Origin of the sequence: Ancylobacter terrae, from assembly GCF_045108345.1 — a bacterium.
In the GTDB taxonomy this organism is placed as follows: Bacteria; Pseudomonadota; Alphaproteobacteria; order Rhizobiales; family Xanthobacteraceae; genus Ancylobacter.
In genome coordinates, this window is the sequence record NZ_JBJGXH010000001.1 from 176,081 (window position 1) to 199,708 (window position 23,628).

Genomic DNA, 23,628 nt, shown 5'->3' on the forward strand with positions numbered 1-23,628 from the left:
TCATATCGGCAGACCGGCCGCTTCGGCGAATTCCGTCAGCCGCGCGCGGACCGAGACAGTTCCATGCCGCTCGCTCAGCAGCCCGTCGAGCAGCTTGGCGGCCTTTGCGAGATCGGTTTCGAGGAACATGGCCTTTACCGGGCCGAAGGAGGCCGGCGACAGCGAGAGCTTGCGGTAGCCGATCGCGGCCAGCGCCAGGGCCTCCAGCGGACGCGAGGCGAGTTCGCCGCACAGCGTCACCGGCTTGCCGTAGCGGCCGGCGGCATCGACGACGGCCTTGAGCGCGCGCAACGACGAGGGCGAGAGAGGGTCGAAGCGATCGGCCACGCGCGGATTGCCGCGATCGGCCGCAAACAGGAACTGGACGAGGTCGTTCGATCCGACCGACGCGAAGTCGATCCGCTCGAACAGCTCATCGAGCTGGAACAGCAGGGCCGGAACTTCCAGCATCACCCCCACATGCACGCGCTCGGGCAGGCCGTGGCCGTGCCGGCGCAGGTGGGTCAGCTCCCGCTCGACGATATGGCGGGCGCGGTCGAATTCCTCGACCGCCGAGACCATGGGGAAGATGAGCCGCAGTTCACGCCCGGTGGCGGCGCGCAGAAGGGCCCGGATCTGGCTGCGCAGGAGGCCGGGGCGGTCGAGGCCGAGCCGGATGGCCCGCCAGCCGAGCGCCGGATTCTCCTCCTCGATGGCCCGCATGTAGGGCAGCACCTTGTCGCCGCCGATATCGAGGGTGCGGAACACCACCGGCCGATCGCCGGCCGCGTCGAGCACGGAGCGGTAGAGCTTGTTCTGCTCGTTGGTCCGCGGGAAGGCCGAGGCGATCATGAACTGGAGCTCGGTGCGGAACAGGCCGATGCCGGAGGCGCCGGTCTCGGCGATGTGCGGCAGGTCGACCAGCAGGCCGGCGTTCAGATAGAGCTCGATCGGCACGCCGTCGCGGGTGACGGTCGGGATGTCGCGCAGCGCCGCGTAGCGCTCCAGACGGCGGGCGCGGAATCGCACCTTCTCGGCATAGGCGGCTTCGACATCGGCGGGCGGGCGGATATGGACCTCGCCGCTGACCCCGTCGACGATGATGGCGTCGCCCGTATCCACGAGGCCGACGGCGTTCTCCACATGACCGACGGCCGCAATGCCGAGCGCGCGCGCCACGATGGTGAGATGGCTCGTCGCCGCGCCTTCCTCGAGAACGACGCCGCGAATGCGCGAGCGGTCGTAGTCGAGCAGCGCCGCCGGGCTCATATTGCGCGCGACGATGATGGCATTGTCGGGAAGCGTGATCTTTCCGGGACCGTCCGTCCGTCCGGTGAGCTGGCGCAGGAGACGGTTGGCAAGATCGTCGAGATCGTGCATCCGCTCGCGCAGATAGGGGTCGGTCATGCGCAGCATGCGTGCGCGGGTATCGGACTGAACCCTCTCGACGGCGCCTTCGGCGGTGAGGCCGGTCATCACCGCTTCGCGCATGCGGCTGATCCAGCCGCGGTCGTGAGCGAACATGCGGTAGGCTTCAAGAATCTCGCGATGCTCGCCGACGCGGGCGACGCCCTCGTCCTCCAGCATCACATCGATCGACGCGCGCAGCGTATCGATCGAGTTGTCGAGCCGCTTGAGTTCGCCCGGCATGTCGTCGGCGATGACCTTGGTCACCTCGATGCGGGGTTCGTGCAGAACCACATGGCCGAGGCCGATGCCTTCCGACAGAGCGATCCCCGACAGATGCAACGGTCGGCGCGCGGCGATCTCGGCGCCGGGCAGGGCGAGGGCGGTCAGTTCGCCGGAGGCGATGATCTCGGCCAGCACCATGGCCGTGGTCTGGAGCGCCTCGACCTCTTCTTCCGTGTAGGTACGGTGGGCGCGATTCTGCACCACCAGCACGCCGAGCGTGTTGCCGGCGCGCAGGATCGGCACGCCGAGGAAGGAGTGGTAGATTTCCTCGCCCGTCTCCGGCCGATAGGAGAAGGCGGGGTGGGCCTGGGCGTTGGAAAGGCTGACCGGCTCCGCCTCGCGCGCCACCGTGCCGACGAGCCCTTCGTCGATGCGCATGACGGTGAGGTGGACGGCGCTGCGGTTGAGGCCCTCGGTGGCATAAAGCTCAAGCGTGCCGTCGACGCGCAGCACGTAGACCGAGCACACCTCGGCCACCATGTTGGCGGCGATCAGCACAACGATCTTGTCGAGGCGGTCCTGCGCGCTGACCGGCTCCGCCATGACCTCGCGAAGTCGCCTCAGAAGAACGCGCGGGCCGCCGAGCGCGCCTCGCATCGGCCGTCCTCGGTTTCCGGGCTCCGCCAGCCCGGAGCGGTCCTGCAGTTGAGGCGCGCGAATCGCTCCGCGCGCCGTCTCGCGACGCCGCTGTCAGGCGTCGAGCCCGTATACCGAATGGAGAGTTCGCACCGCAAGCTCGGTATAGGCCGCGTCGATCAATACGGAGATCTTGATTTCGGACGTCGATATGGCGCGGATGTTGATGCCGCGTTCCGAGAGCGCCTTGAACGCCCGGGCCGCGACGCCGGCGTGGCTGCGCATGCCGATGCCGATGACCGAGATCTTCACGACATCGGTCGCACCCTCGATGTTCTCGTAGCCGATCTGATCGCGCACGGTGGCGAGCGCGGCCTTGGCGCGCTCGAAATCGGCGGTCGGAACGGTGAAGGTGATGTCGGTGAAGCCTTCGGCCGAGATGTTCTGGACGATCATGTCGACATTGATGTTGGCGTCGGCGAGCGGCACGAACACGCCCGCGGCGATGCCCGGCTTGTCCGGCACGCGACGGATGCTCACCTGGGCCTCGTCGCGCGCGAAGGCGATGCCGGTAACGACTTCACTCTCCACGATTTCCTCCTCGTCGCAGATCAGGGTGCCCGGCGGATCGCCGGCGGTCTTGAGTTCCGGGGCGTCCGGATCGGTGAAGCTGGAGCGGACGAAAGTGCGCACCTTGTGCACCATGGCGAGTTCCACGGAGCGGACCTGAAGCACCTTGGCCCCCAGCGATGCCATCTCCAGCATCTCCTCGAAGGCGATCTTGTCGAGCCGGCGCGCCTTGGGAACGATGCGCGGGTCGGTCGTGTAGACACCGTCGACGTCGGTGTAGATGTCGCAGCGGTCGGCCTTGATGGCGGCGGCGACAGCAACGGCGCTGGTGTCGGATCCGCCGCGCCCGAGCGTCGTCACCCGGCCCGTCGGCAGGTGCATGCCCTGGAAGCCGGCGATCACCGCAACCTCGCCGCGGGCGAAACCCTTCACGATCTCGTCGCCGTTCACATCGAGTATCCGGGCGGAGCCGTGCGAATCGTCGGTCGAGACCGGCAACTGCCAGCCCTGCCAGGAGCGGGCCGGGATGCCGAACGACTGCAGGACGATGGCGAGCAGTCCCGACGTGACGAGTTCGCCGGAGGCGACGATGGCATCGTATTCGCGGTGATCGTGCAGGATCGACGCTTCACGACACCACGCGACCAACTCGTTCGTTTTGCCCGACATGGCGGAGACCACGACCGCGACCTGGTGGCCGGCGTCGATCTCGCGTTTGACATGGCGCGCGACAATGCGGATGCGCTCCACGTTCGCGACCGATGTGCCGCCGAACTTCATCACCAGACGTGCCATGGGAAAACCGTATCGATTCTATTGAGTGATCGGCCGGCGGCGTAACGCCCCAAGGGGTACCCCCGGCCGAAAAGGCGCGTATAGATAGCGGCGTCGCGCCTCCGCCGCAACGGCGGCGCCACGTGTGAAATGACCCTCGAACCCGTCCGGGGAAAGTCGATGTCGCAGGCCGCCACGACCACGGTTGACCCGCGCGAGGTCGAGCGCTTCGCCGCGCTCGCGGCCGAATGGTGGAACCCGCGCGGCAAGATGGGCGTGCTGCACAAGTTCAACCCGGTGCGCCTTGCCTATCTCCGCGAGAAGCTGGTGGACCACTTCGGGCGGGATCCGCGGGCCGCGCGACCGCTGGAAGGGGTCTCCGTCCTCGACATCGGCTGCGGCGGCGGTCTCCTCAGCGAACCGCTGGCCCGCATCGGCGCCACCGTTACCGGCATCGATCCGGCGGAGAAGAACGTTCGCATCGCCGCGCTCCATGCCGAGCAGAGCGGGATAGCCGTCGATTACCGCGCGACTACCGCCGAAGCACTGGCCGACACCGGCGCGAGGTTCGACGCGGTGCTGGCGATGGAGGTGGTCGAGCATGTCGCCGATGTCGGGCTTTTCGTCCGCAGCGCGGCTGAGATGGTCCGGCCCGGCGGCCTGATGTTCGCCGCGACACTCAATCGCACACTGCGCAGTTTCGGCCTTGCCATCGTCGGTGCCGAATATGTGCTTGGCTGGCTGCCGAAAGGCACGCATGACTGGAACAAGTTCATCACCCCGGATGAGCTCTCGGCCGCGCTGGCGACCGGCGGGCTTCACGAGATCGACCGTGCAGGGGTGGTCTTCAGCCCGCTTTCCGACGGCTGGCGGCGCTCGGGTGACCTCTCGACCAACTATATGATGCTGGCCGAACGCCCCGTGGTCATCGATGCCGCAAGGTAATATGGAACTGTAACGCGGCGTGCCGCTTATCGGGCATCCCTCTCGGAGCGCCCGTCATGGCCGTTGCTTCTTCCCTCGCCGCCCTTGCCTCGCTGAACCTGTTCCTTTCCGACGTCCGCGACGGGCTCGGGCCCTTTCTCGGGGTATTCCTCCAGCAGAAGCAATGGAGTCCCGGCGAGATCGGGCTGGTGATGACCATCGGCGGCCTTGCCGGGATGGTCGCGACGCTGCCGATGGGAGCCTTGGTCGATTCGAGCCGCGCCAAGCGGGCGATCGTCGTCGTCGGTTCGGCGGTGGTGATCGCGGCGTCCATCGCCATTCTGCTGGCGCCCAGCTTCGGCGTGGTCGCGGTCGCGCAGGCGGTGAACGGTATCGCGGCGGCGGCGCTCGCCCCGGCGGTGGCCGGCCTCACGCTCGGTCTCGTCGGGGCAGGGGGCTTCGACCGCCAGCTCGGGCGCAACGAAGCCTTCAATCATGCGGGCAACATCATCGCGGCTGTCCTCGCGGGCGTGCTGGGCTGGTGGATCGGGCTGCCGGCGGTCTTCGCGCTGATGGCCGCAATGGCCGTCGGCTCGGTGCTCTCGGTGCTGGCGATCCGCCCCGATGACATCAACCACGAGGCGGCCCGCGGCCTTGCCTCGCCGTCCCAGGGCGAGGTCGGTCAGGCGGAAGGGTGGAGCCGGCTGCTGTCGGATCGCCGGTTGCTGACGGTGGGGGTGACCATGGCGCTGTTCCACCTCGGCAACGGCGCCATGCTGCCACTGTTCGGACAGGCGATGGTGGCGCAGGGCGCGGGTGATCCTTCTGCCTTGACGGCGCTCACGGTCGTGGTCGCGCAGGCGACGATGATCCCGATGGCGCTGCTGGCCTCCCGCCTCGCACGCACGCAGGGGTATCGGCTGGTGCTGCTGGTAGCGCTCGCCGCGCTCCCGGTCCGGGGCATGATCGCGGCGGCGGCCGTGCAGTGGAACTGGGGGGATGCGCTTTATCCCGTCCAGATCCTCGACGGTGTTGCGGCCGGTCTGCTCGGCGTCGCGACCCCTGGCATCGTTCAGCGTATCCTTCAGGGGTCCGGTCGCTTCAATGCCGGCCTCGGGCTGGTGATGACCGCGCAGGGGATCGGCGCGGCGCTCTCCACGACGCTGGCGGGGGTGACGGCGCAATATGCCGGCTATCCGGCCGCGTTCCTGACCCTCGGCGGCGTGGCGCTGGTCGCGGCCGTGACCTATCTGGTCGGAGGAGCACCCGGCGGAGAGGCCGCCGTGCCGGCGCCCGCTCGGGCGACCGCGGCAGGCGTTGCGGCAGGTTGAAAATCGCGTCTTGAGCCTCCTCAAGGCCCTTCCGTTGCCGATCCGCCACACTACATGAGACGAAGCGGATCGCCATAGCGGGGTCCGCCGCAGCGGCTCGGGATACGGGCGCTGATGTCCCGGAAAGCTGTCCGTGCCGGATCGGGCGGACGGAGGGGTGAGGAGGCACGAGATGAATTTCGAAATCTATACCGAGCGCGCGCGGGGATTCGTGCAGTCGGCGCAGGCACTTGCGTTGCGTGAGGGGCACCAGCAGTTCACGCCCGAGCACCTGCTCAAGGTGCTGCTCGATGACCCGGAGGGCTTGTGTGCCGGCCTGATCGGTCAGAGCGGCGGGGATGCGCGCGCGGTGTTGCGCGAGACCGAAGCGGCTCTGGCCAAGTTGCCGAAGGTGCAGGGCTCGGGTGCGGGGCAGGTGTATCTCGCGCCGGCGACGGCGCGCGTGTTCGACGCGGCAGAACAGGCGGCGAAGAAGGCGGGCGACGGCTATGTCACCGTCGAGCGGCTGCTGCTGGCACTGGCGCTGGAGAAGGACAGCGAGGCGGGGAAGATACTGGCCAAGTCGGGCGCCACACCGCAGAAGATCAACGCCGCCATCGAGGCGCTGCGCAAGGGCCGCACCGCGGACAGCCCGACCGCCGAGAATGCCTATGACGCGCTGAAGAAATATGCCCGCGACCTCACCACGGAGGCCCGCGAGGGCAAGCTTGACCCGGTGATCGGCCGCGACGAGGAGATCCGCCGCACCATTCAGGTGCTGTCGCGCCGCACCAAGAACAATCCGGTGCTGATCGGCGAGCCCGGTGTCGGCAAGACCGCCATCGTCGAGGGCCTCGCGCTGCGCATCGTCGACGGCGACGTGCCCGAGAGCCTCAAGGACAAGAAGCTGCTGTCGCTCGACATGGGCGCGCTGATCGCCGGCGCGAAGTATCGCGGCGAGTTCGAGGAGCGGCTGAAGTCGGTTCTCTCCGAGGTGCAGGCGGCCGAGGGCGGCATCATCCTGTTCATCGACGAGATGCACACGCTGGTCGGGGCCGGCAAGAGCGACGGGGCGATGGACGCCTCGAACCTGCTCAAGCCCGCGCTCGCCCGTGGCGAGCTGCATTGCGTGGGCGCGACCACGCTCGACGAGTACCGCAAGCATGTCGAGAAGGATCCGGCGCTCGCCCGCCGCTTCCAGCCCGTCTTCGTCTCGGAGCCGACGGTCGAGGATACCATCTCGATCCTGCGCGGTATCAAGGAGAAGTACGAGCTGCACCATGGCGTGCGCATCACCGATTCCGCGCTCGTCGCGGCGGCGACGCTGTCGAACCGCTACATCACCGACCGCTTCCTGCCCGACAAGGCGATCGACCTCGTCGACGAGGCGTCCTCGCGCCTGCGCATGCAGGTTGACTCGAAGCCCGAGGAACTCGACAGCATCGATCGCGAGATCGTACGGCTGCGCATCGAGCAGGAGGCGCTGAAGAAGGAGAAGGATGTCGGGTCCAAGGATCGGCTGAAGAAGCTCGAGAAGGAGCTCGCCGATCTCGAGGAGCAGTCCGCCGCGATCACCTCCCGTTGGAAGGCGGAGAAGGAGAAGCTCGGCGACGCCCAGAAGATCAAGAGCGACCTCGAAAAGGCGCGCGCCGACCTCGCCATCGCCCAGCGCAACGGCGAATACCAGAAGGCCGGCGAACTCGCCTACGGCACCATCCCGGCGCTGGAGAAGAAGCTCGCCGATCTGGAGAAGAAGGATCTCGCCGCGGAGGTGAAGGCCGGCGCGATGGTCGAGGAGGCGGTGACGCCCGATCACGTCGCCCAGGTCGTCTCGCGTTGGACCGGCGTGCCGGTCGACAAGATGCTGGAGGGCGAGAAGGAAAAGCTGCTGCGCATGGAGGAGGAACTCGCCAAGCGCGTCATCGGCCAGAAGGAGGCGGTGGAAGCCGTCTCGACGGCGGTGCGGCGCGCGCGGGCCGGCCTGCAGGACCCGAACCGGCCAATCGGCTCGTTCATGTTCCTCGGCCCCACCGGCGTCGGCAAGACCGAGCTGACCAAGGCCTTGGCGGCGTTCCTGTTCGACGACGACACCGCGCTCGTGCGCATCGACATGTCCGAATACATGGAGAAGCACGCGGTGGCCCGGCTGATCGGCGCGCCTCCCGGCTATGTCGGCTACGAGGAAGGCGGCGCGCTCACCGAGGCGGTGCGGCGGCGGCCCTATCAGGTGGTGCTGTTCGACGAGGTGGAGAAGGCGCACCCGGATGTCTTCAACGTGCTGCTGCAGGTGCTCGACGACGGCCGCCTGACCGACGGGCAGGGCCGCACCGTCGACTTCCGCAACACGCTGATCATCATGACCTCGAATCTCGGCGCCGAATATCTGGTCGCCCAGAAGGACGGCGAGGATTCGGAGGCCGTGCGCGACGAGGTGATGGCGGTGGTGCGTTCGCACTTCCGGCCCGAATTCCTCAACCGCGTCGACGAAATCGTGCTGTTCCACCGGCTGAAGCGCGAGCAGATGGGGGCCATCGTCGACGTGCAGCTCGCCCGTCTGCGCAAGCTGCTCGAGGAGCGCAAGATCGCGCTGGAGCTGACGCCCGAGGCGCGCGATTTCATCGCCGAGAAAGGGTACGATCCGGCCTATGGCGCGCGTCCGCTGAAGCGGGTGATCCAGAAGCTGGTGCAGGATCCGCTGGCCGGTCGAATCCTGGCCGGCACTGTGAAGGATGGTGACGTGGTGCGGGTCGAGAAGGGGGCGGGCGAACTGCTGTTCGACACCCGACCGGCCGTCGACGAGGCGGCCTGAGACCTCTCCATCGTCAGGATCTGGGCAAGAGGGCGCGTCCGGCCACGGGCGCGCCCTTCTTCATCAACCATTCAGCGGCCGCGTGCAGATTGAACGCGTGGTGGGAGACCCGCGCTGATGTCCTTGTCCGGTTTCGATCTTTTCGTCATCGTCCTGCTCGTGCTGGCGGTCGGCACTGTCTTCTCCGGCGTGAAGACGGTGTCGCAGGGCTATGAATACACGGTGGAGCGCTTCGGCCGGTACACGCGCACTCTGTCGCCGGGCCTCAACCTCATCGTTCCCTTCATCGACCGCATCGGCAACAAGGTGAACATGATGGAGCAGGTGCTGGACGTTCCCACCCAGGAGGTCATCACCAAGGACAATGCCACCGTGGCGGTGGACGGCGTCGCCTTCTTCCAGGTGTTCGATGCGCCGCGGGCCAGCTACGAGGTCGCCCGGCTGGACACGGCCATCCTCGCCCTCACCATGACCAATATCCGCACCGTCATGGGCTCGATGGATCTCGACCAGCTGCTGTCTCATCGCGACGAGATCAACGAGCGCCTGCTCAAGGTCGTGGATGCGGCCGCCGCACCGTGGGGCATCAAGATCACCCGCGTCGAGATCAAGGATATCGTGCCGCCGGCGGACCTCGTCACCGCCATGGGCCGGCAGATGAAGGCCGAGCGCGAGAAGCGTGCGGTCGTCCTCGAAGCGGAAGGCCAGCGCCAGTCCGAAATCCTGCGGGCCGAGGGCGAGAAGCAATCGCAGATCCTCGAGGCCGAGGGTCGTCGCGAAGCCGCCTTCCGCGACGCGGAGGCGCGCGAGCGCCTCGCCGAGGCGGACGCACGGGCGACCCAGATGCTCTCGGCGGCGGTCGCGGCGGGCGATCCGGCGGCGCTGAACTACTACATCGCGGAGAAATATGTGAAGGCGCTGGAGGGAATCGTTACCTCCCCCAATCAGAAGCTGCTGATGCTGCCCTATGAGGCGACGGCGATCATCGGCTCGCTGGCGGGCATCGCCGAGATTGCGAAGGGCGCGTTCGGTCCGGATGCTCCGAAGGCGGGCTCGACGGTGCGCCGTCCGACCGGCCCCCCGAGCGCGGGGCCGGGGATGATCTGAGCCGCGCGATGTCCATATTCACCCAGTTCGGCGCCTGGTCCTGGTTCATCATCGCCGGCGTGCTGCTGGTCGGTGAGCTCGCCATGCCGGGGGCCTATCTGATCTGGCTCGGTATCGCCGCCGCAGCAACCGGCCTGCTCGCATGGATGCTGGCGCCGCTTTGGCAGCTGCAGCTGGTCGGCTTTGCGGCACTTGCGCTCATTGCGGTGGTGGTCGGGCGGCTGATCGCGCCCAAACCGGACGCGGCAAGTGATCGCCCGTTCCTCAATCGGCGGGCGGCGGGACTGGTGGGGCGCTCTTTCGTGCTGGACGAGCCGATCACGGGCGGTGTGGGCCGCGTGCGGATCGACGATACGGTGTGGCGGATCGAAGGTCCGGACCTCGTCGCCGGCGCCCGTGTGGTGATCGAGCGTGCCGATGGCGCGACATTGACGGTGCGCCCGGCGTAAGTGCGTTGCCGATGAAGGACTTGCTCGGTAACGGAGCGCGGGCCGCGTGGCGCGTCGGCCCGTTGGAAACCCCGCATTAACCATAACAGCGCAGTTTCGGACCCGCCTCCGATCCCTTGTCCTCGCCAGCGGGTCCTGATTCTTGTCGCGTACTGCTTCGACCCTGAGCGGTCTTGCCGCGCTCGGCGTCGCCCTTGGCGCGACGATCGGAGGAGCATGCGCGCAGAGCGACGTATCCGAGGTGGGCCTGCGCCCCGGTCTCGAACAGCCCGAGACTGTGGATCGGTTGCGGGGGGGAATCGTGCCGGGGGCCGCGGCCGGCGACGCAAGCTTCGATTCGGGGAGGATCAGCGGCGATGCGCTGGCCGTCGACGATGTGCTGCCGGGCCCCGAAGCCCCGCTCGACTCCGCCGCGCCGGCGGACAGCGTACCGCTGAACCTGCCCGATCGTCTTCCGGCCGGGCTGTGGCGGCGTATCGTCGCCGAGGATGAACCCTTCGCGCCCGTCGGAGTCCGGGTAGGCACCTATGTGGTGAGACCCTATGTCGAGCTGACCACGGGCTATGACAGCAATGCCCTGCGTATTCCGAACGGCAAGGGCTCGCTGTTCACCAATGTGGAGGGTGGGTTCGTTGCCCGCTCCGACTGGTCGCGTCATGCCCTCGATTTCGAGCTGCGCGGTGGCTACACCGCCTATGAGAACGTAAGCGGCAACAACCGCCCGGAAGCGGAAGGGATCATCCGCGGGCGCATCGACATCAATTCGCTGATCCGGCTGGATACGATCATCCGCGGCGCGATCACCACGGATTCGCCGGGCTCGCCGGACCAGGTCGCGGGTGCGATCGAGCCGCCGCTGATCTATGAGAGCGGAGTCGACATCGGTCTGACGCGCCGGTTCAACCGGTTGGAAGTCACCGCCGCGGGCCTGATCGAGCGCGAGGACCATGCGCCGGCGCAACTCGCCGGCGGAATCACCGAAAGCCAGGCGGACCAGAATGTGACGGGCTACGGCGTGCGGCTGCGCGGCGCCTACGAGATCATGCCGGGTCTCAAGCCCTTCGTTCAGGTGGTGGCGGATCACCGCGTTTACGACATCGTGCCCGACAGTCAGGGCTATAATCGCGACTCCAAAGGCGTGACGGGTCTTGTCGGCTCCGAAATGCGGTTTTCCGGTCTTTTGACGGGCACCGCAGCCATCGGCTGGACGTGGCGCGAATATGTCGATCCCCAGCTCGACAACATCTCGGGTCTCGTCTTCGATGCGTCGTTGAACTGGGAGGTAAGCGGCTTGACGACGGTGGTGCTGCGCGCCCGCAGCGACGTCGAGGAGACCACGGTCGAGAATGCCTCGGGCGATTTCGTGCACGAGATCCGGCTGGAGGTCGATCACGCCTTCCGGCGCTGGCTCATCGGCAATGCCTCGGTCGCCTACCGTATCGACAATTACGAGGGTGCCTACTCACAGGACACCTTCACCATCGCGGCGGGCTTTGCCTACAAGATGGGACGCAACATGGAGCTGACCGGGCAGGTGAGCCATTTGAAGCTCGATTCCTCCCTGCCCGGGCAGGACTACACGGCGAATGTGGTTCAGGTCGGCCTGCGGTTGCAGCGCTAAGCGCGCGAGGCGCTCACAGGCTGGCGAGCAGGGTGTCGAGCTCCGGGCGGAAGGTTTCGGCGATGTCCGGCCGCGCGAGGGCATAGGCGACATTCGCCATCAGAAACCCGAGCTTCGAGCCGCAATCATAGATGGAGCCATCGAAGGTGACCGAATAGAAATCCTGCTTCCGAGCCAGCTTCAGCATGGAGTCGGTGAGCTGGATTTCGTTTCCGGCGCCGCGCTCCTGCTTGGCCAGAAGGTCGAAGATTTCCGGCTGCAGGATGTAACGGCCCGAAATGGCGAGGTTTGACGGGGCGACTTCCTTCTTCGGCTTTTCCACCATCTTCGCGATCTTGTGGACCCCGTCTGAAACCGCCTCGCCCTGGCCGACGATGCCATACTGGTCGGTCTGGTCCATCGGCACCTCGTAGACGGCGATGTGGTTGCCCCCGCCGGTCGCCCTGTAGGCATCCACCATCTGGGCCAGGCACCCCTTGCCGTTGCGCGGCTTGTGCAGCATGTCCGGCAGCAGCAGAGCGAACGGCTCGTTGCCGATGATGTCACGCGCACACCATACGGCGTGACCGAGCCCGAGGGGCAGCTGCTGGCGGGTGAAGCTGGTCTTGCCCGGCCCCAGCGTCTCCTCGCGCAGCGTGTCGAGCAGCTGATGCTTGCCGCGCTCCGCAAGCGTGGCCTCGAGCTCGTACTGCCGGTCGAAATGATCCTCGATCACGCCCTTGTTGCGGCCGGTCACGAAGACGATGTGCTCGATCCCCGCCGCGCGGGCCTCGTCCACGACATGCTGGACGACAGGCCGGTCCACGACCGTGAGCATCTCCTTCGGTACCGCCTTGGTGGCGGGCAGGAAACGGGTGCCGAGACCGGCGACAGGCAGGATCGCTTTGCGGATGGGGCTGGACATGACGGCTCGATACCAGTTGGAGCGGATCGGATGGCGGTGACGCAGGATAGGCGCGGAACCATGACAGCGATGGCGGTGAAATCCTTAGAAGCGCCGGATTTAAGATTCGTTCCGGTTTCACGCCGCCTGCCTCAGCCCGCCCCATCTTCGCGAAGTTCGGCAAATCGATGGTTCCGAAACATGGTTGCAGGAACATTAATGGGTGTCGACGCCCTTTCGCGATCATTTGCATGAAAGTTGAAACATGAATCTGTAAGAAGAAAGTCAGTCATGGTGGGATGAAGACCGATATCACCACGCGACCGACACGGTCGGCGGCGCGAGACTGCAGCGGAAAGGCGAGGGGCATGGCGGTACTGGTGACGGGTGGTGCGGGATATATTGGCAGCCACATGGTGCTGGCGCTGATCGATGCCGGCATCGACACCGTGGTGCTCGACGACCTGTCCACCGGCTTCGATTGGGCCGTGCATCCGGCGGCGACGTTCGTTCGGGGCGACGTCAGCGATGGCGAACTCGTGCGCCGCGTCGTCGACACCTACGGCATCGATGCGGTCATCCACTTCGCGGCGCGCATCGTCGTGCCGGAGTCGGTCGCCGATCCGCTCGGCTACTACTACGCCAACACCGTGAAATCGCGCGCCTTGCTCGAGGCCCTGGTCGCTGCCGGCGTGCCGCACCTCATCTTCTCGTCGACGGCGGCGGTCTACGGCATGGTCGGCAACGACCCGGTGAGCGAGGATGCCGCGCTTGCGCCGATCTCTCCTTATGGCCGCTCCAAGCTCATGACCGAATGGATGCTGGCGGACACGGCGGCGGCCCATCCGCTGCGCTATGTCGCCCTGCGTTATTTCAACGTGGCCGGCGCGGACCCGGCCGGACGGTCAGGACAATCCACCGCCGGAGCCACCCATCTGATCAAGGTCGCGGCCGAGGCGGCTCTTGGCAAGCGTGCGGGCATGCAGGTCTACGGCACCGACTACGCGACGCCGGACGGCACCTGCGTGCGCGACTACATCCATGTCACCGATCTCGTGGCGGCGCATCTCGACGCGCTCCGCTATCTGCAGGCGGGCGGGGAAAGCCTCGTGCTGAACTGCGGCTATGGCATGGGCTATTCGGTGCTCGAGGTGATCGGAACGGTCAAGCGCGTATCGGGCGCGGATTTTCCCGTGCAGATCGGCCCGCGTCGCCCGGGGGATCCCGCGGCCATCGTCGCGCGCGCGGAAAAGGTGCGCGAGAGGATCGGCTGGACACCGCGCTACGACGATCTCGATACCATCGTGCGGCATGCGCTGGACTGGGAGGAACGGCTGGCACGACGCAACCGGATCTAGACGCGGCGACTTTTATCGCCCGCGTTAAGCTCGCCGCAACCATGACCCCGCCTAATCGTCGCATGTGGGTACGAGGTGGCGTCATGCGTGATCGGTCGGGGAGGGCGCTCGCCCGGTATGGCGCGTCGTCGTCGCGGCATGGCCGTGGCGTCTTGGTCGGCCTGGTCGCGGGCATCGCGCTGGCGGGGTGTGCGCCGACCGCCGACATCACCGGTGCCCTCCAACCCGCTTCTCGCGTTGCGGCCGCGTCGGCTGCTCCCGTTTCCTACGCACCGACGACCGTCCGTCCGGCTGCTCCCGAGACCCGCAGCCAGCATCCGATGATGACGCCCGCGGCGCTGGCTTCGGGCGAGGCCGGGTTTTCCCGGTGCATTGCGGGCCTCGCGCCGCTGGCCCAGCAGCGCGGCATCTCGATGCGCACCTGGCAGGCCTATGCCGCTCCGCTCCAGCCGGACATGACCATTCTCGCCAAACTGGAAAGCCAGCCCGAATTCACCCGCACGACCGGCGACTATGTCGAGATGCTGGTGGCGGATACCCGCATCGCCCGTGGCCGTGAGGCATTGGCGCAGAACCGTGCCGTGTTCGACGCGGTCGAGCGGCGCTATGGCGTGGATCGCTATGTCATCGCGGCCATCTGGGGAATCGAGACCAATTACGGCAATGCGCGCGGCTCCTATTCCGTGCTCCGTTCCACGGCCACGCTGGCCTGTATCGGCCGGCGGCAGGACTATTTCCGGGACGAATTCATCGCCACGATGCAGATCCTCGAACGGGGTGACATACCCGCCGAGCATCTGAAAGGCTCGTGGGCGGGGGCGTTCGGGCTGACGCAGTTCATGCCGACGACGTTCCTGCGCGACGCGGTCGATTTCGACGGCGACGGCCATCCCAACGTCGTCGATTCGGTGGGCGACGCGATGGCCTCCACCGCCGCTAAGCTGAAGCGCGGCGGCTGGAAAGCCGGCCAGAGCTGGGGCTACGAGGTGAGGATCCCCGCACGCTTCGATTACCTCCTTACCGACAAGTCGATCCGCAAGCCGCTTGCGGAATGGGCAAGCCTGGGCATCCGGCGCGCCGGCGGGCAGTCCTTCCCGCGCGGGGGCAGCGAACTGGCCTATCTGCTGTTGCCGGCGGGGGCGAACGGACCGGCCTTCCTGATGACGGACAACTTCAAGGCGATCCTCGGCTACAACCCCGCCGACGCCTATGCGCTCGCGATCGGCCATCTCGCCGACCGGCTGCGCGGCGGCGACAGCTTCGTGCAGGACTGGCCGGACCAGCGCCCGCTGTCCCGTGCCGAGCGTATCGAGCTTCAACAGCGCCTGGCCGCGCGCGGCTACGACGTGGGGACGCCCGATGGCGTGCTCGGCCAGAAGACGCGCGTCGCGGTCCGCGATTTCCAGGTGCGCTCCGGCCTTGTGCCGGACGGAATGCCGAGCGATCAGGTGCTCCAGCAGATGAGGCAGTGAGAACGCGATACCGCAGGGTCTTGAAACCGCCGTGAAACTGGTCCACCGCTAATCCATGTCGATCGTCTGGCACATGGCTCGGGTGACTGGTCGTCGCAGGTTGGCTTCCATCCTGCGTCCTGCGGCCATCGCCGGACTTGTCGCCGTGGCCGGCACGACGATGAGTTCCGGCGCCCAGGCGCAGATGGACTGGTTTCGCCCGCCGGGCAATGTCGGCCAGCCCTCCACTCCCCAGCGCCAGACCGGCAATCAGCAGCAGCGCCAGCAGTTTCGTCCGGCCCAGCAGCCCCGCCAGCCGCAGCAGCAACAGCAACAGCAGTGGAAGCCGCTGTTTCCGTTCTTCGACATCTTTCGCAATGACCGACCGCCGCCCCAGCGCTATGCGCCGCCACCGGTGCAGGAGGTCGAGAAGCAACGCCCCCGGCGCGTCGTGCAGGAGGCCCCTGCCGAACCACGCGGAACGGTGTTCGAGGGCATCGATTCCGCTCGCAAGGCCGCGGGGGACAAGCCGCCGACGGACATCGTGCTGGTCATCGGCGATGAAAACGCGGCGCCGCTGGCGCAGGGGCTGGCCGATGCATTCGCCGCCGACCGCCCGAGTGTGGCGGTGATCGGCAAGGGGCGGACCGGTACCGGTCTGTCTCCTGGCGGGGATTTCGACTGGGTGGCCAATGCGGCCGGCCTCGTGCAGTCCGAGGACGCCACGGCTGCGGTCGTCTTCATCGGCGCCAATGATCTTCGACCGATTCAGCAGGACGCCGAGCAGGTCGCACTGTTTGATGATCGGTGGCGCGACCTCTATGGCCAGCGGATCGACGCTTTTCTCACCGGGCTGAAAGCGCGCGGAAAACCCGTCGCGGTGGTCGGTTTGCCGCCGCTGAACGACAATCGCGCGAGCGAGCGCAATGCAACGCTCAACGAATTGCTGAAGGAGCGTACGGAACGCGCGGGCTTGATCTATGTCGACATCTGGGACGGCTTCGTCGACGAAAACGGCAAGTTCCTGATGTCCGGCCCCGCCGTGGACGGGCAGAGGCGCCGTCTTCGGGCTGCCGACGGCAGCGGGTTCACCCGCGCGGGCGGGCGCAAGCTGGCCTTCTTCGTCGATAGGGCGATCGGCAAGCTGCTCAGTGGTGGGGCCTCCGCGCCATCGCCCGGAAACGCGCCGCTACCCGGGCCGGAAGCAGGTATCCCCTCGATCATGCACCTCACGGGCGTGGGCGCAGGGTCTTCCGCGCGCGCCCTGGCCGGTGCCGTCCCCGGCGATGCCAAGGCCATACCGGCATCGGACAGTGCGCCCGCCAAGATGCTTCTCGGGGGCGATCCTCTGCCGGCCGTGGCCGGTCGGGCCGACGATTTCCGCTGGAAGGCCGAGGAAACGGCCGCCCCCGGGTCGGGCGTTCCTGCGGCTTCGCCAGCGGGTGACGCCGCGGGCCAAGGCACTCCCGCGTCGACGGCAAATCCTTAGAGCTCCGCTGGCGTCACGGTTCGAGAGGAACGCTGCCAGACGGGCAGCCTTCCTCTTGAAGGTCAGCGGGGAAGCACCGACGAGCCCATCAGGAAAATGTCGATCGACTGAGCGGCCTGACGCCCTTCCCGGATCGCCCAGACGACGAGTGACTGGCCCCGCCGCATGTCGCCCGCCGCGAAAAGCTTGGGCACCGAGGTGCTGTAGTCGTTCTCATTGGCAAGGACATTGCCCCGCCGGTCGAGATGGACGCCGGACTGCTCCAGAAGTCCGGGATGAACCGGGCCCTGAAAACCCAGCGCGATGAAGACGAGATCGGCCTTGAGCACGAACTCGGTGCCGGCCAGTGGCTGGCGCTTGGCATCGACGCGGGCGCACCGAACGCCGATGACGTGCCCCTTCTTGCCCTCGATGCCGAGCGTTGCCGCCGCGAACTCCCGCTCGGCGCCCTCGGCCTGGCTGGACGAGGTGCGGAACTTCGTTGGCCAGTAGGGCCACACCGCCAGCTTGTCCTCCCTGATGGGGGGCAGCGGCCGGATGTCGAGCTGATGCACGGAAAGCGCGCCCTGCCGGAAGGCGGTGCCGACGCAGTCGGAGGCGGTATCGCCGCCGCCGATGACGACGACATGCTTGCCGGCGGCGAGGATGGGCTCGTCCGCGCTGACATCTTCGCGGCCAAGGCGCCGGTTCTGCTGGACGAGATAGGGCATGGCGTAGTGGACGCCCTGGAGTTCCTGCCCCGGCAGCTTCGGATTGCGGGGATCCTCGGCACCGCCGGCAAACAGAACGGCATCGAAGCCGTCGACGAGTTCCTCGACCGTCTTCGTCACGCCGACATTGACGCCGTAATGGAAGGTGACGCCTTCGCCCTCCATCTGCGCGACCCGGCGATCGATGTAGTGCTTCTCCATCTTGAAGTCGGGGATGCCGTAGCGCAGCAGGCCGCCCGCCTTGGGTTCGCGCTCGAACACGTGCACGTCGTGGCCGGCGCGGGCCAGCTGCTGGGCGGCGGCGAGACCGGCGGGACCCGAGCCGACGACCGCGACCTTCCGGCCGGTCTTCGCCTGAGCCGGCTCGGGCTTGATCCAGCCCATCTTCCACGCCTTGTCGGCGATGGCCTGCTCGACCGTCTTGATGGTGACGGGAACGTCCTCGAGGTTCAGCGTGCAGGCCTCTTCGCACGGAGCGGGACAGATGCGCCCGGTGAACTCGGGGAAATTGTTGGTGGAGTGGAGGTTGCGCGCGGCTTCCTCCCAGTGGCCGCTATAGACCAGATCGTTCCAGTCCGGAATCTGGTTGTGGACCGGGCAGCCATTGGGGCCGTGACAGAACGGGATGCCGCAATCCATGCAGCGAGACGCCTGGTTCTCGACCTCGCTGTCGGGCAGGGGCAGGGTGAACTCGCGAAAATGGCGAATGCGATCGGAGGCGGGCTGATACTTCGCCTCGCGCCGATCGATCTCAAGAAAACCAGTTACCTTGCCCATCGCCCTCTCCGCGGAGCCCCGCCACTCTGGAGGTGTTCTACCCCCGGGGCGAGATACATCAATCGTGCCAGTCGTTGAAAGCCGACGCCGTGGCGCGGCCGGCGCGCGCATGCGCGTCGAAGCGCCGCCTGCCGTGTAGGCAGGCGGTCGCCGGAAAGGCCGCTACTCGGCGGCCTGCAATCCGCGCGCTCGTTCCATTTCGCGCAGCGCCCGCTGGTATTCGACCGGCATGACCTTCACGAACTTGCCGCGATAGTCGGCCCAGTTGTCGAGGATCGCCTGGGCGCGGGCCGAGCCAGTGTAGTGCAAGTGCTTGGCGATGAGCTGGTGCAGGCGTTCCTCGTCGCCATGACCCATATTGGCCATGATGTCGATGCGGCCTTTGAATTCCAGATCGCCACCGTGGTGGTGGAGGCGCTCGAGCAGGTCCTCTTCCTCCTCCACCGGCTCGAGGTCGACCATGGAGAGGTTGCAGCGGTTCTTGAAGCTCCTGTCCTCGTCGAGCACATAGGCGACGCCGCCGGACATGCCGGCGGCGAAGTTGCGACCGGTCGGACCGATGACAACGACGACACCGCCGGTCATGTACTCGCAGCCATGGTCGCCGGTGCCTTCAACGACGGCGATGGCGCCCGAGTTGCGCACGGCGAAGCGCTCGCCGGCGACGCCCCGGAAATAGACCTCGCCGGCGGTGGCGCCGTAGAGCACCGTGTTGCCGACGATGATCGAATTCTCCGGCACGATGGCGCTGTGCTCATGCGGGCGCACGACGATCCGGCCGCCCGACAGGCCCTTGCCGACATAGTCGTTGGCCTCGCCGACCAGCGTCATGGAGACCCCGGTCGCGAGAAAAGCGCCAAAAGCCTGGCCCGCCGTGCCGGCGAGGTGGATGTCGATGGTGTCATCCGGCAAGCCGGCATCGCCATAGCGCTTGGCCACCTCGCCCGAGAGCATGGCGCCGGCGGAGCGGTCGGTGCTCTTGATCGTGGTGTTGATGACGACCTTTTCGCCCCGCTCCAGCGCCGGTGCGGCCTCGGCGATCAGCCTGCGGTCGAGCACCTTGGCGATGGGGTGGTTCTGCCGATCGGTGTGGCGGATGGCGATTTCCGGTCCCACCTCGGGCTTGGCGAAGATGCGCGAGAAGTCGAGGCCCTGCGCCTTCCAGTGGTCGATCGCGGGACGCTTGTCGAGCCAGTCAGACCGACCGATCAGCTCGATGAAGCTACGCACACCCATCGCCGCCATCAGTTCGCGCACTTCCTCGGCGACGAAGAAGAAGTAGTTGATGACGTGCTCGGGGGTGCCCTTGAAGCGCTTGCGCAGGACCGGGTCCTGCGTCGCCACCCCGACCGGGCAGGTATTGAGGTGGCACTTGCGCATCATGATGCAGCCGGCCGCGATCAACGGCGCGGTGGAGAAGGCGAAGTCGTCCGCCCCCAGCAGCGCGCCGATGACGACGTCCCGACCGGTCCGCAGGCCGCCGTCGACCTGCAGCGCGATACGTCCGCGCAGATTGTTCAGCACGAGCGTCTGATGCGCCTCGGCGAGGCCCATCTCCCAGGGCGAGCCGGCGTGCTTGATCGCGGTGAGCGGGGACGCGCCAGTGCCGCCCTCGAAGCCCGACACGGTGATGTGGTCGGCGCGCGCCTTGGCGACGCCGGCGGCAACCGTGCCGACGCCGACCTCGGAGACCAGCTTGACCGAGATGTCGGCTTCCGGGTTCACGTTCTTGAGGTCGAAGATGAGCTGCGCCAGATCCTCGATCGAATAGATGTCATGGTGCGGCGGCGGCGAGATCAGGCCGACGCCGGGGGTGGAGTGGCGCACCTTGGCGATGACCGCGTCGACCTTGTGGCCGGGCAGTTGGCCGCCCTCGCCGGGCTTGGCGCCCTGCGCCATCTTGATCTGGATCATGTCGGCGTTGACGAGGTAGTCCGCCGTCACGCCGAAGCGCCCCGACGCCACCTGCTTGATCGCCGAGCGCATGCTGTCGCCGTTCGCCAGCGGCTTGAAGCGCGAGGCTTCCTCGCCGCCCTCGCCGGTGTTCGACTTGCCGCCGATGCGGTTCATCGCGATGGCGAGCGTGGTGTGCGCCTCGCGCGAGATCGAGCCGAACGACATGGCGCCGGTGACGAAGCGCTTCACGATCTCGACCGCCGGCTCGACCTCGTCGAGCGGGACGGAGCCGTGCCCGAGCTCCTCCGCCAGCTTGATGCGGAACAGCGAGCGGATGTTGAGCGTCTTCGAGCTGGCCTCGTTCACCAGCTTGGCGAAGGCGCGGTACTTGTCCTGCGCGTTGCCACGGACGGCGTGCTGGAGCACGGCGACCGTCTCCGGATCCCAGGCATGCTCCTCGCCGCGCAGGCGGAAGGCATAGTCGCCGCCGACGTCGAGGGACGAGCGATAGACCGGCGCGTCGCCGAAGGCGTCGCGATGGCGCATGGCGGTTTCCTCGGCGATCTCGGCGAGGCCGACGCCCCCGATCGAGGAGGCCGTGCCGGTGAAGTACTTGCCGACGATCTCGTCGCTGAGCCCCACCGCGTCGAAGATCTGCGCGCCGCAATAGGACTGGTAGGTCGAGATGCCCATCTTGGACATGACCTTGAGCAGCCCCTTGTCGATCGACTTGATGTAGCGCTTGACGATCTCGTACTCGTCGACCTCCTCGGGGATGTCGACGCGCATGGCGATCATGGTCTCGAAGGCGAGATAGGGGTTGATCGCCTCCGCGCCATAGCCGGCCAGGCAGGCGAAGTGATGCACCTCGCGCGCCTCGCCGGTCTCCACGACGAGGCCGGCGGCGGTGCGCAGGCCCTTGCGGATCAGGTGATGGTGCACGGCGGCCGTGGCCAGCAGCGAGGGTATGGCGATGCGGTCCGGCCCCATCAGCCGGTCGGACAGGATGATGATGTTATAGCCGCCATGCACGGCGGCCTCGGCGCGCTCGCACAGCCGCTCGACCGCGTCCTCCATCCCCGCCGCGCCCTTGTCGGACGGGTAGGTCATGTCGAGCGTGCGGGTGTCGAAACGCTCCTCCATGAAGCCGATGGAGCGGATCTTCTCGAGGTCGGTGTTGGTCAGGATCGGCTGGCGCACCTCCAGCCGCTTGCGGCGCGAGGTGCCCTCGAGGTCGAAGATGTTCGGCCGCGGGCCGATGAACGAGACGAGGCTCATCACCAGCTCCTCGCGGATCGGGTCGATCGGCGGGTTGGTGACCTGCGCGAAGTTCTGCTTGAAATAGGTGAAGAGCGACTTCGACTTCTTCGACAGCGGCGAGATCGGCGTGTCGGTGCCCATGGAGCCGACCGCCTCCTGCCCGGTGGTCGCCATCGGCGCCATCAGCAGCTTGAGGTCTTCCTGCGTGTAGCCGAACGCCTGCTGGCGGTCGAGCAGCGACACGTCGGTGCGGACCTCGCGCGCCTCGACCGGGCGCAGATCCTCGAGGACCAGCTGGGTGCGGGTCAGCCACTCCTTGTAGGGGTGCTTGCGGGCGAGCTCGGTCTTGATCTCCTCATCGGGGATCAGCCGGCCTTCGACCATGTCGACGAGCAGCATCTTGCCCGGCTGGAGCCGCCACTTGGTGACGATGGTCTCTTCCGGGAAGGTGAGGACGCCCATCTCCGAGGCCAGCACGATCTTGTCGTCGGCGGTCACGAGATAACGCGCCGGGCGCAGGCCGTTGCGATCGAGCGTCGCGACGATCTGGCGGCCGTCGGTGGCGACGATCGCGGCCGGTCCGTCCCACGGCTCCATGAGCGAGGCGTGATACTCGTAGAAGGCGCGCCGCTCGTCATCCATCAGCGGGTTGCCGGCCCAGGCCTCGGGCACCAGCATCATCGCCGCGTGGGGCAGCTCGTAGCCGCCCTGCACCAGGAATTCGAGCGCGTTGTCGAAGCAGGCGGTGTCCGACTGCCCCTCATAGGAGATCGGCCACAGCTTCGAGATGTCGTTGCCGAACAGCTCGGAATCGACGGAGGCCTGGCGGGCCGCCATCCAGTTCACGTTGCCGCGCAGCGTGTTGATCTCGCCGTTATGGGCGACCATGCGGTAGGGATGGGCCAGCGACCAGGTCGGAAAGGTGTTGGTCGAGAAGCGCTGATGGACCAGCGCCACGGCGCTCTCGAAATCCGGGTCGTGGAAGTCGGCATAATAGGCGCCGAGCTGGTCGGCGTTGAACATGCCCTTGTAGACGAGGGTCCGGCAGGACAGCGACACGACATAATAGCCGGCCATGCGCGGGTCGTTCGCGCCATAGACGGCGTTCGAGACCTCCTTGCGGAGGATGAAGAGGCGCCGCTCGAAGGTGTCCTCGTCGTGGACGCTCTCGCCGCGCCCGATGAAGACCTGGACATGCTTGGGCTCGGTCGGCAGCACGGTATGGCCGAGCGAGGAATTGTCGGTCGGCACGTCGCGCCAGCCGAGCAGCACCTGCCCCTCGGCCGCGATCACGCGCGCGAAGGTGTCGCGGACGATCTGCTGCCCCTCGGCGTCGCGGGGCAGGAAGACGTGGCCGACGGCATACTGCCCGGGCTCGGGCAGGGCGAAGCCGAGCCGCGCCGCTTCCTTGGCGAAGAACTTGTGCGGAATCTGCACCAGCATACCGGCGCCGTCGCCCGCGCGCGGGTCCGCGCCCACCGCGCCGCGGTGTTCGAGGTTCAGCAGGATCTGCAGCCCGTCCTGCACGATCTGGTGGCTCTTGCGGCCCTTGATGTCGGCGATGAAGCCGACGCCGCACGCGTCCTTCTCGTGGCGCGGATCATAGAGACCGAAGGCCGGTGCCAGACCCGGATCGATGCCGGGAGCGATTTTGGCGCCAGCGCGATCCGCCGCGGCCGGACGGGTCGTTCCCGCGCCGACGTTGGACACGACGCTCTTGCCGAGTTCCTCGCTCATACCTGCCTCCATCGATGGTCTGTCGATCAGCGGTCTCGTCGCTGTCGGCATGCCGGAATCCTGCCGGAACGCCGGCAGGGCATCTGATTGAAATTGATAGGGCAGTCTTGCTGTCCTATCAATCGCGAACATGCCAGAAATCGCATCTGGGCACAAGCGCGCCAGCGGCGCGTTTCGGCGTCGATCTTCACAGTTGTTACGGGCCGGGATGCTCAGGCGAAAGGAACGGTATGACGTACCGCGCTGCGGCGCAACG

Annotated in this window: 14 protein-coding genes; 9 read left to right on the forward strand and 5 right to left on the reverse strand. The window is 67.1% G+C overall.

The window, feature by feature from the left end; genetic code table 11:
• Together ptsP and ACEUEL_RS00890 are read right to left on the reverse strand one after the other, a co-directional pair.
• Positions 1-2,268, reverse strand: a complete 2,268-nt coding sequence (gene ptsP / locus ACEUEL_RS00885; RefSeq protein WP_405701216.1) for a phosphoenolpyruvate--protein phosphotransferase — start codon at positions 2,266-2,268, stop codon at positions 1-3.
• A gap of 93 nt (positions 2,269-2,361) precedes the next feature.
• The gene (locus ACEUEL_RS00890) at positions 2,362-3,612 is read right to left on the reverse strand and encodes an aspartate kinase (RefSeq protein ID WP_405701219.1); all 1,251 of its coding nucleotides are present in this window, start codon (positions 3,610-3,612) and stop codon (positions 2,362-2,364) included.
• A 159-nt stretch (positions 3,613-3,771) separates the two neighbouring features.
• Here ACEUEL_RS00890 and ubiG point away from each other — a divergent pair, with 159 nt between their 5' ends.
• From ubiG to ACEUEL_RS00920, 6 genes are all read left to right on the forward strand, one after another.
• On the forward strand, positions 3,772-4,536 hold the full coding sequence (ubiG, locus tag ACEUEL_RS00895) for a bifunctional 2-polyprenyl-6-hydroxyphenol methylase/3-demethylubiquinol 3-O-methyltransferase UbiG (RefSeq protein ID WP_405701222.1): 765 nt from the start codon (positions 3,772-3,774) through the stop codon (positions 4,534-4,536).
• A gap of 56 nt (positions 4,537-4,592) precedes the next feature.
• Positions 4,593-5,846: an MFS transporter gene (locus ACEUEL_RS00900; RefSeq protein ID WP_405701223.1), complete on the forward strand. Its 1,254-nt coding sequence runs from the start codon at positions 4,593-4,595 to the stop codon at positions 5,844-5,846.
• A gap of 172 nt (positions 5,847-6,018) precedes the next feature.
• Positions 6,019-8,634, forward strand: a complete 2,616-nt coding sequence (clpB, locus tag ACEUEL_RS00905) for an ATP-dependent chaperone ClpB (RefSeq protein WP_405701226.1) — start codon at positions 6,019-6,021, stop codon at positions 8,632-8,634.
• Between the two features lie 123 nt (positions 8,635-8,757).
• The gene (locus ACEUEL_RS00910) at positions 8,758-9,741 is read left to right on the forward strand and encodes an SPFH domain-containing protein (RefSeq protein ID WP_405706497.1); all 984 of its coding nucleotides are present in this window, start codon (positions 8,758-8,760) and stop codon (positions 9,739-9,741) included.
• An 8-nt stretch (positions 9,742-9,749) separates the two neighbouring features.
• Positions 9,750-10,190: an NfeD family protein gene (locus ACEUEL_RS00915; protein ID WP_405701227.1), complete on the forward strand. Its 441-nt coding sequence runs from the start codon at positions 9,750-9,752 to the stop codon at positions 10,188-10,190.
• Between the two features lie 241 nt (positions 10,191-10,431).
• Entirely contained in the window at positions 10,432-11,811 is a 1,380-nt protein-coding gene (locus ACEUEL_RS00920; RefSeq protein ID WP_405701229.1) for an outer membrane beta-barrel protein, read from the forward strand.
• A 13-nt stretch (positions 11,812-11,824) separates the two neighbouring features.
• Here the strand turns inward: ACEUEL_RS00920 and galU are convergent, their stop codons facing one another.
• Positions 11,825-12,715 carry a UTP--glucose-1-phosphate uridylyltransferase GalU gene (galU, locus tag ACEUEL_RS00925; RefSeq protein WP_405701231.1) on the reverse strand — a complete coding sequence of 297 codons (891 nt, stop codon included), beginning with the start codon at positions 12,713-12,715 and terminating at the stop codon, positions 11,825-11,827.
• Positions 12,716-13,062: 347 nt separating this feature from the next.
• Between galU and galE the strand changes: the two genes are divergently transcribed.
• The 3 genes from galE to ACEUEL_RS00940 all read left to right on the forward strand — a co-directional run bounded on the left by galE (position 13,063) and on the right by ACEUEL_RS00940 (position 16,992).
• Positions 13,063-14,052: a UDP-glucose 4-epimerase GalE gene (gene galE, locus ACEUEL_RS00930; RefSeq protein WP_405701234.1), complete on the forward strand. Its 990-nt coding sequence runs from the start codon at positions 13,063-13,065 to the stop codon at positions 14,050-14,052.
• A gap of 320 nt (positions 14,053-14,372) precedes the next feature.
• Positions 14,373-15,524: a lytic murein transglycosylase gene (locus ACEUEL_RS00935; RefSeq protein ID WP_405701236.1), complete on the forward strand. Its 1,152-nt coding sequence runs from the start codon at positions 14,373-14,375 to the stop codon at positions 15,522-15,524.
• Positions 15,525-15,579: 55 nt separating this feature from the next.
• On the forward strand, positions 15,580-16,992 hold the full coding sequence (locus tag ACEUEL_RS00940) for an SGNH/GDSL hydrolase family protein (RefSeq protein ID WP_405701238.1): 1,413 nt from the start codon (positions 15,580-15,582) through the stop codon (positions 16,990-16,992).
• Between the two features lie 62 nt (positions 16,993-17,054).
• On the opposite strand, the gene ACEUEL_RS00945 is transcribed toward ACEUEL_RS00940, so the two are convergent.
• Both ACEUEL_RS00945 and gltB read right to left on the reverse strand, forming a co-directional pair.
• Positions 17,055-18,479: a glutamate synthase subunit beta gene (locus ACEUEL_RS00945; protein WP_405701241.1), complete on the reverse strand. Its 1,425-nt coding sequence runs from the start codon at positions 18,477-18,479 to the stop codon at positions 17,055-17,057.
• A 162-nt stretch (positions 18,480-18,641) separates the two neighbouring features.
• Positions 18,642-23,372: a glutamate synthase large subunit gene (gene gltB, locus ACEUEL_RS00950; RefSeq protein ID WP_405701243.1), complete on the reverse strand. Its 4,731-nt coding sequence runs from the start codon at positions 23,370-23,372 to the stop codon at positions 18,642-18,644.
• Positions 23,373-23,628 lie beyond the last annotated feature (256 nt).

Excerpts from the sequence above, each read along its gene's own strand:
- gltB (WP_405701243.1), bottom strand. The coding sequence starts at position 23,372 with ATGAGCGAGGAACTCGGCAAGAGCGTCGTGTCCAACGTCGGCGCGGGA.
- clpB (WP_405701226.1), top strand. The coding sequence starts at position 6,019 with ATGAATTTCGAAATCTATACCGAGCGCGCGCGGGGATTCGTGCAGTCG.
- ACEUEL_RS00945 (WP_405701241.1), bottom strand. The coding sequence starts at position 18,479 with ATGGGCAAGGTAACTGGTTTTCTTGAGATCGATCGGCGCGAGGCGAAG.
- ACEUEL_RS00935 (WP_405701236.1), top strand. The coding sequence starts at position 14,373 with ATGATGACGCCCGCGGCGCTGGCTTCGGGCGAGGCCGGGTTTTCCCGG.
- ACEUEL_RS00940 (WP_405701238.1), top strand. The coding sequence starts at position 15,580 with ATGTCGATCGTCTGGCACATGGCTCGGGTGACTGGTCGTCGCAGGTTG.
- galU (WP_405701231.1), bottom strand. The coding sequence starts at position 12,715 with ATGTCCAGCCCCATCCGCAAAGCGATCCTGCCTGTCGCCGGTCTCGGC.
- ACEUEL_RS00915 (WP_405701227.1), top strand. The coding sequence starts at position 9,750 with ATGTCCATATTCACCCAGTTCGGCGCCTGGTCCTGGTTCATCATCGCC.
- galE (WP_405701234.1), top strand. The coding sequence starts at position 13,063 with ATGGCGGTACTGGTGACGGGTGGTGCGGGATATATTGGCAGCCACATG.
- ACEUEL_RS00890 (WP_405701219.1), bottom strand. The coding sequence starts at position 3,612 with ATGGCACGTCTGGTGATGAAGTTCGGCGGCACATCGGTCGCGAACGTG.
- ptsP (WP_405701216.1), bottom strand. The coding sequence starts at position 2,268 with ATGCGAGGCGCGCTCGGCGGCCCGCGCGTTCTTCTGAGGCGACTTCGC.
- ubiG (WP_405701222.1), top strand. The coding sequence starts at position 3,772 with ATGTCGCAGGCCGCCACGACCACGGTTGACCCGCGCGAGGTCGAGCGC.
- ACEUEL_RS00900 (WP_405701223.1), top strand. The coding sequence starts at position 4,593 with ATGGCCGTTGCTTCTTCCCTCGCCGCCCTTGCCTCGCTGAACCTGTTC.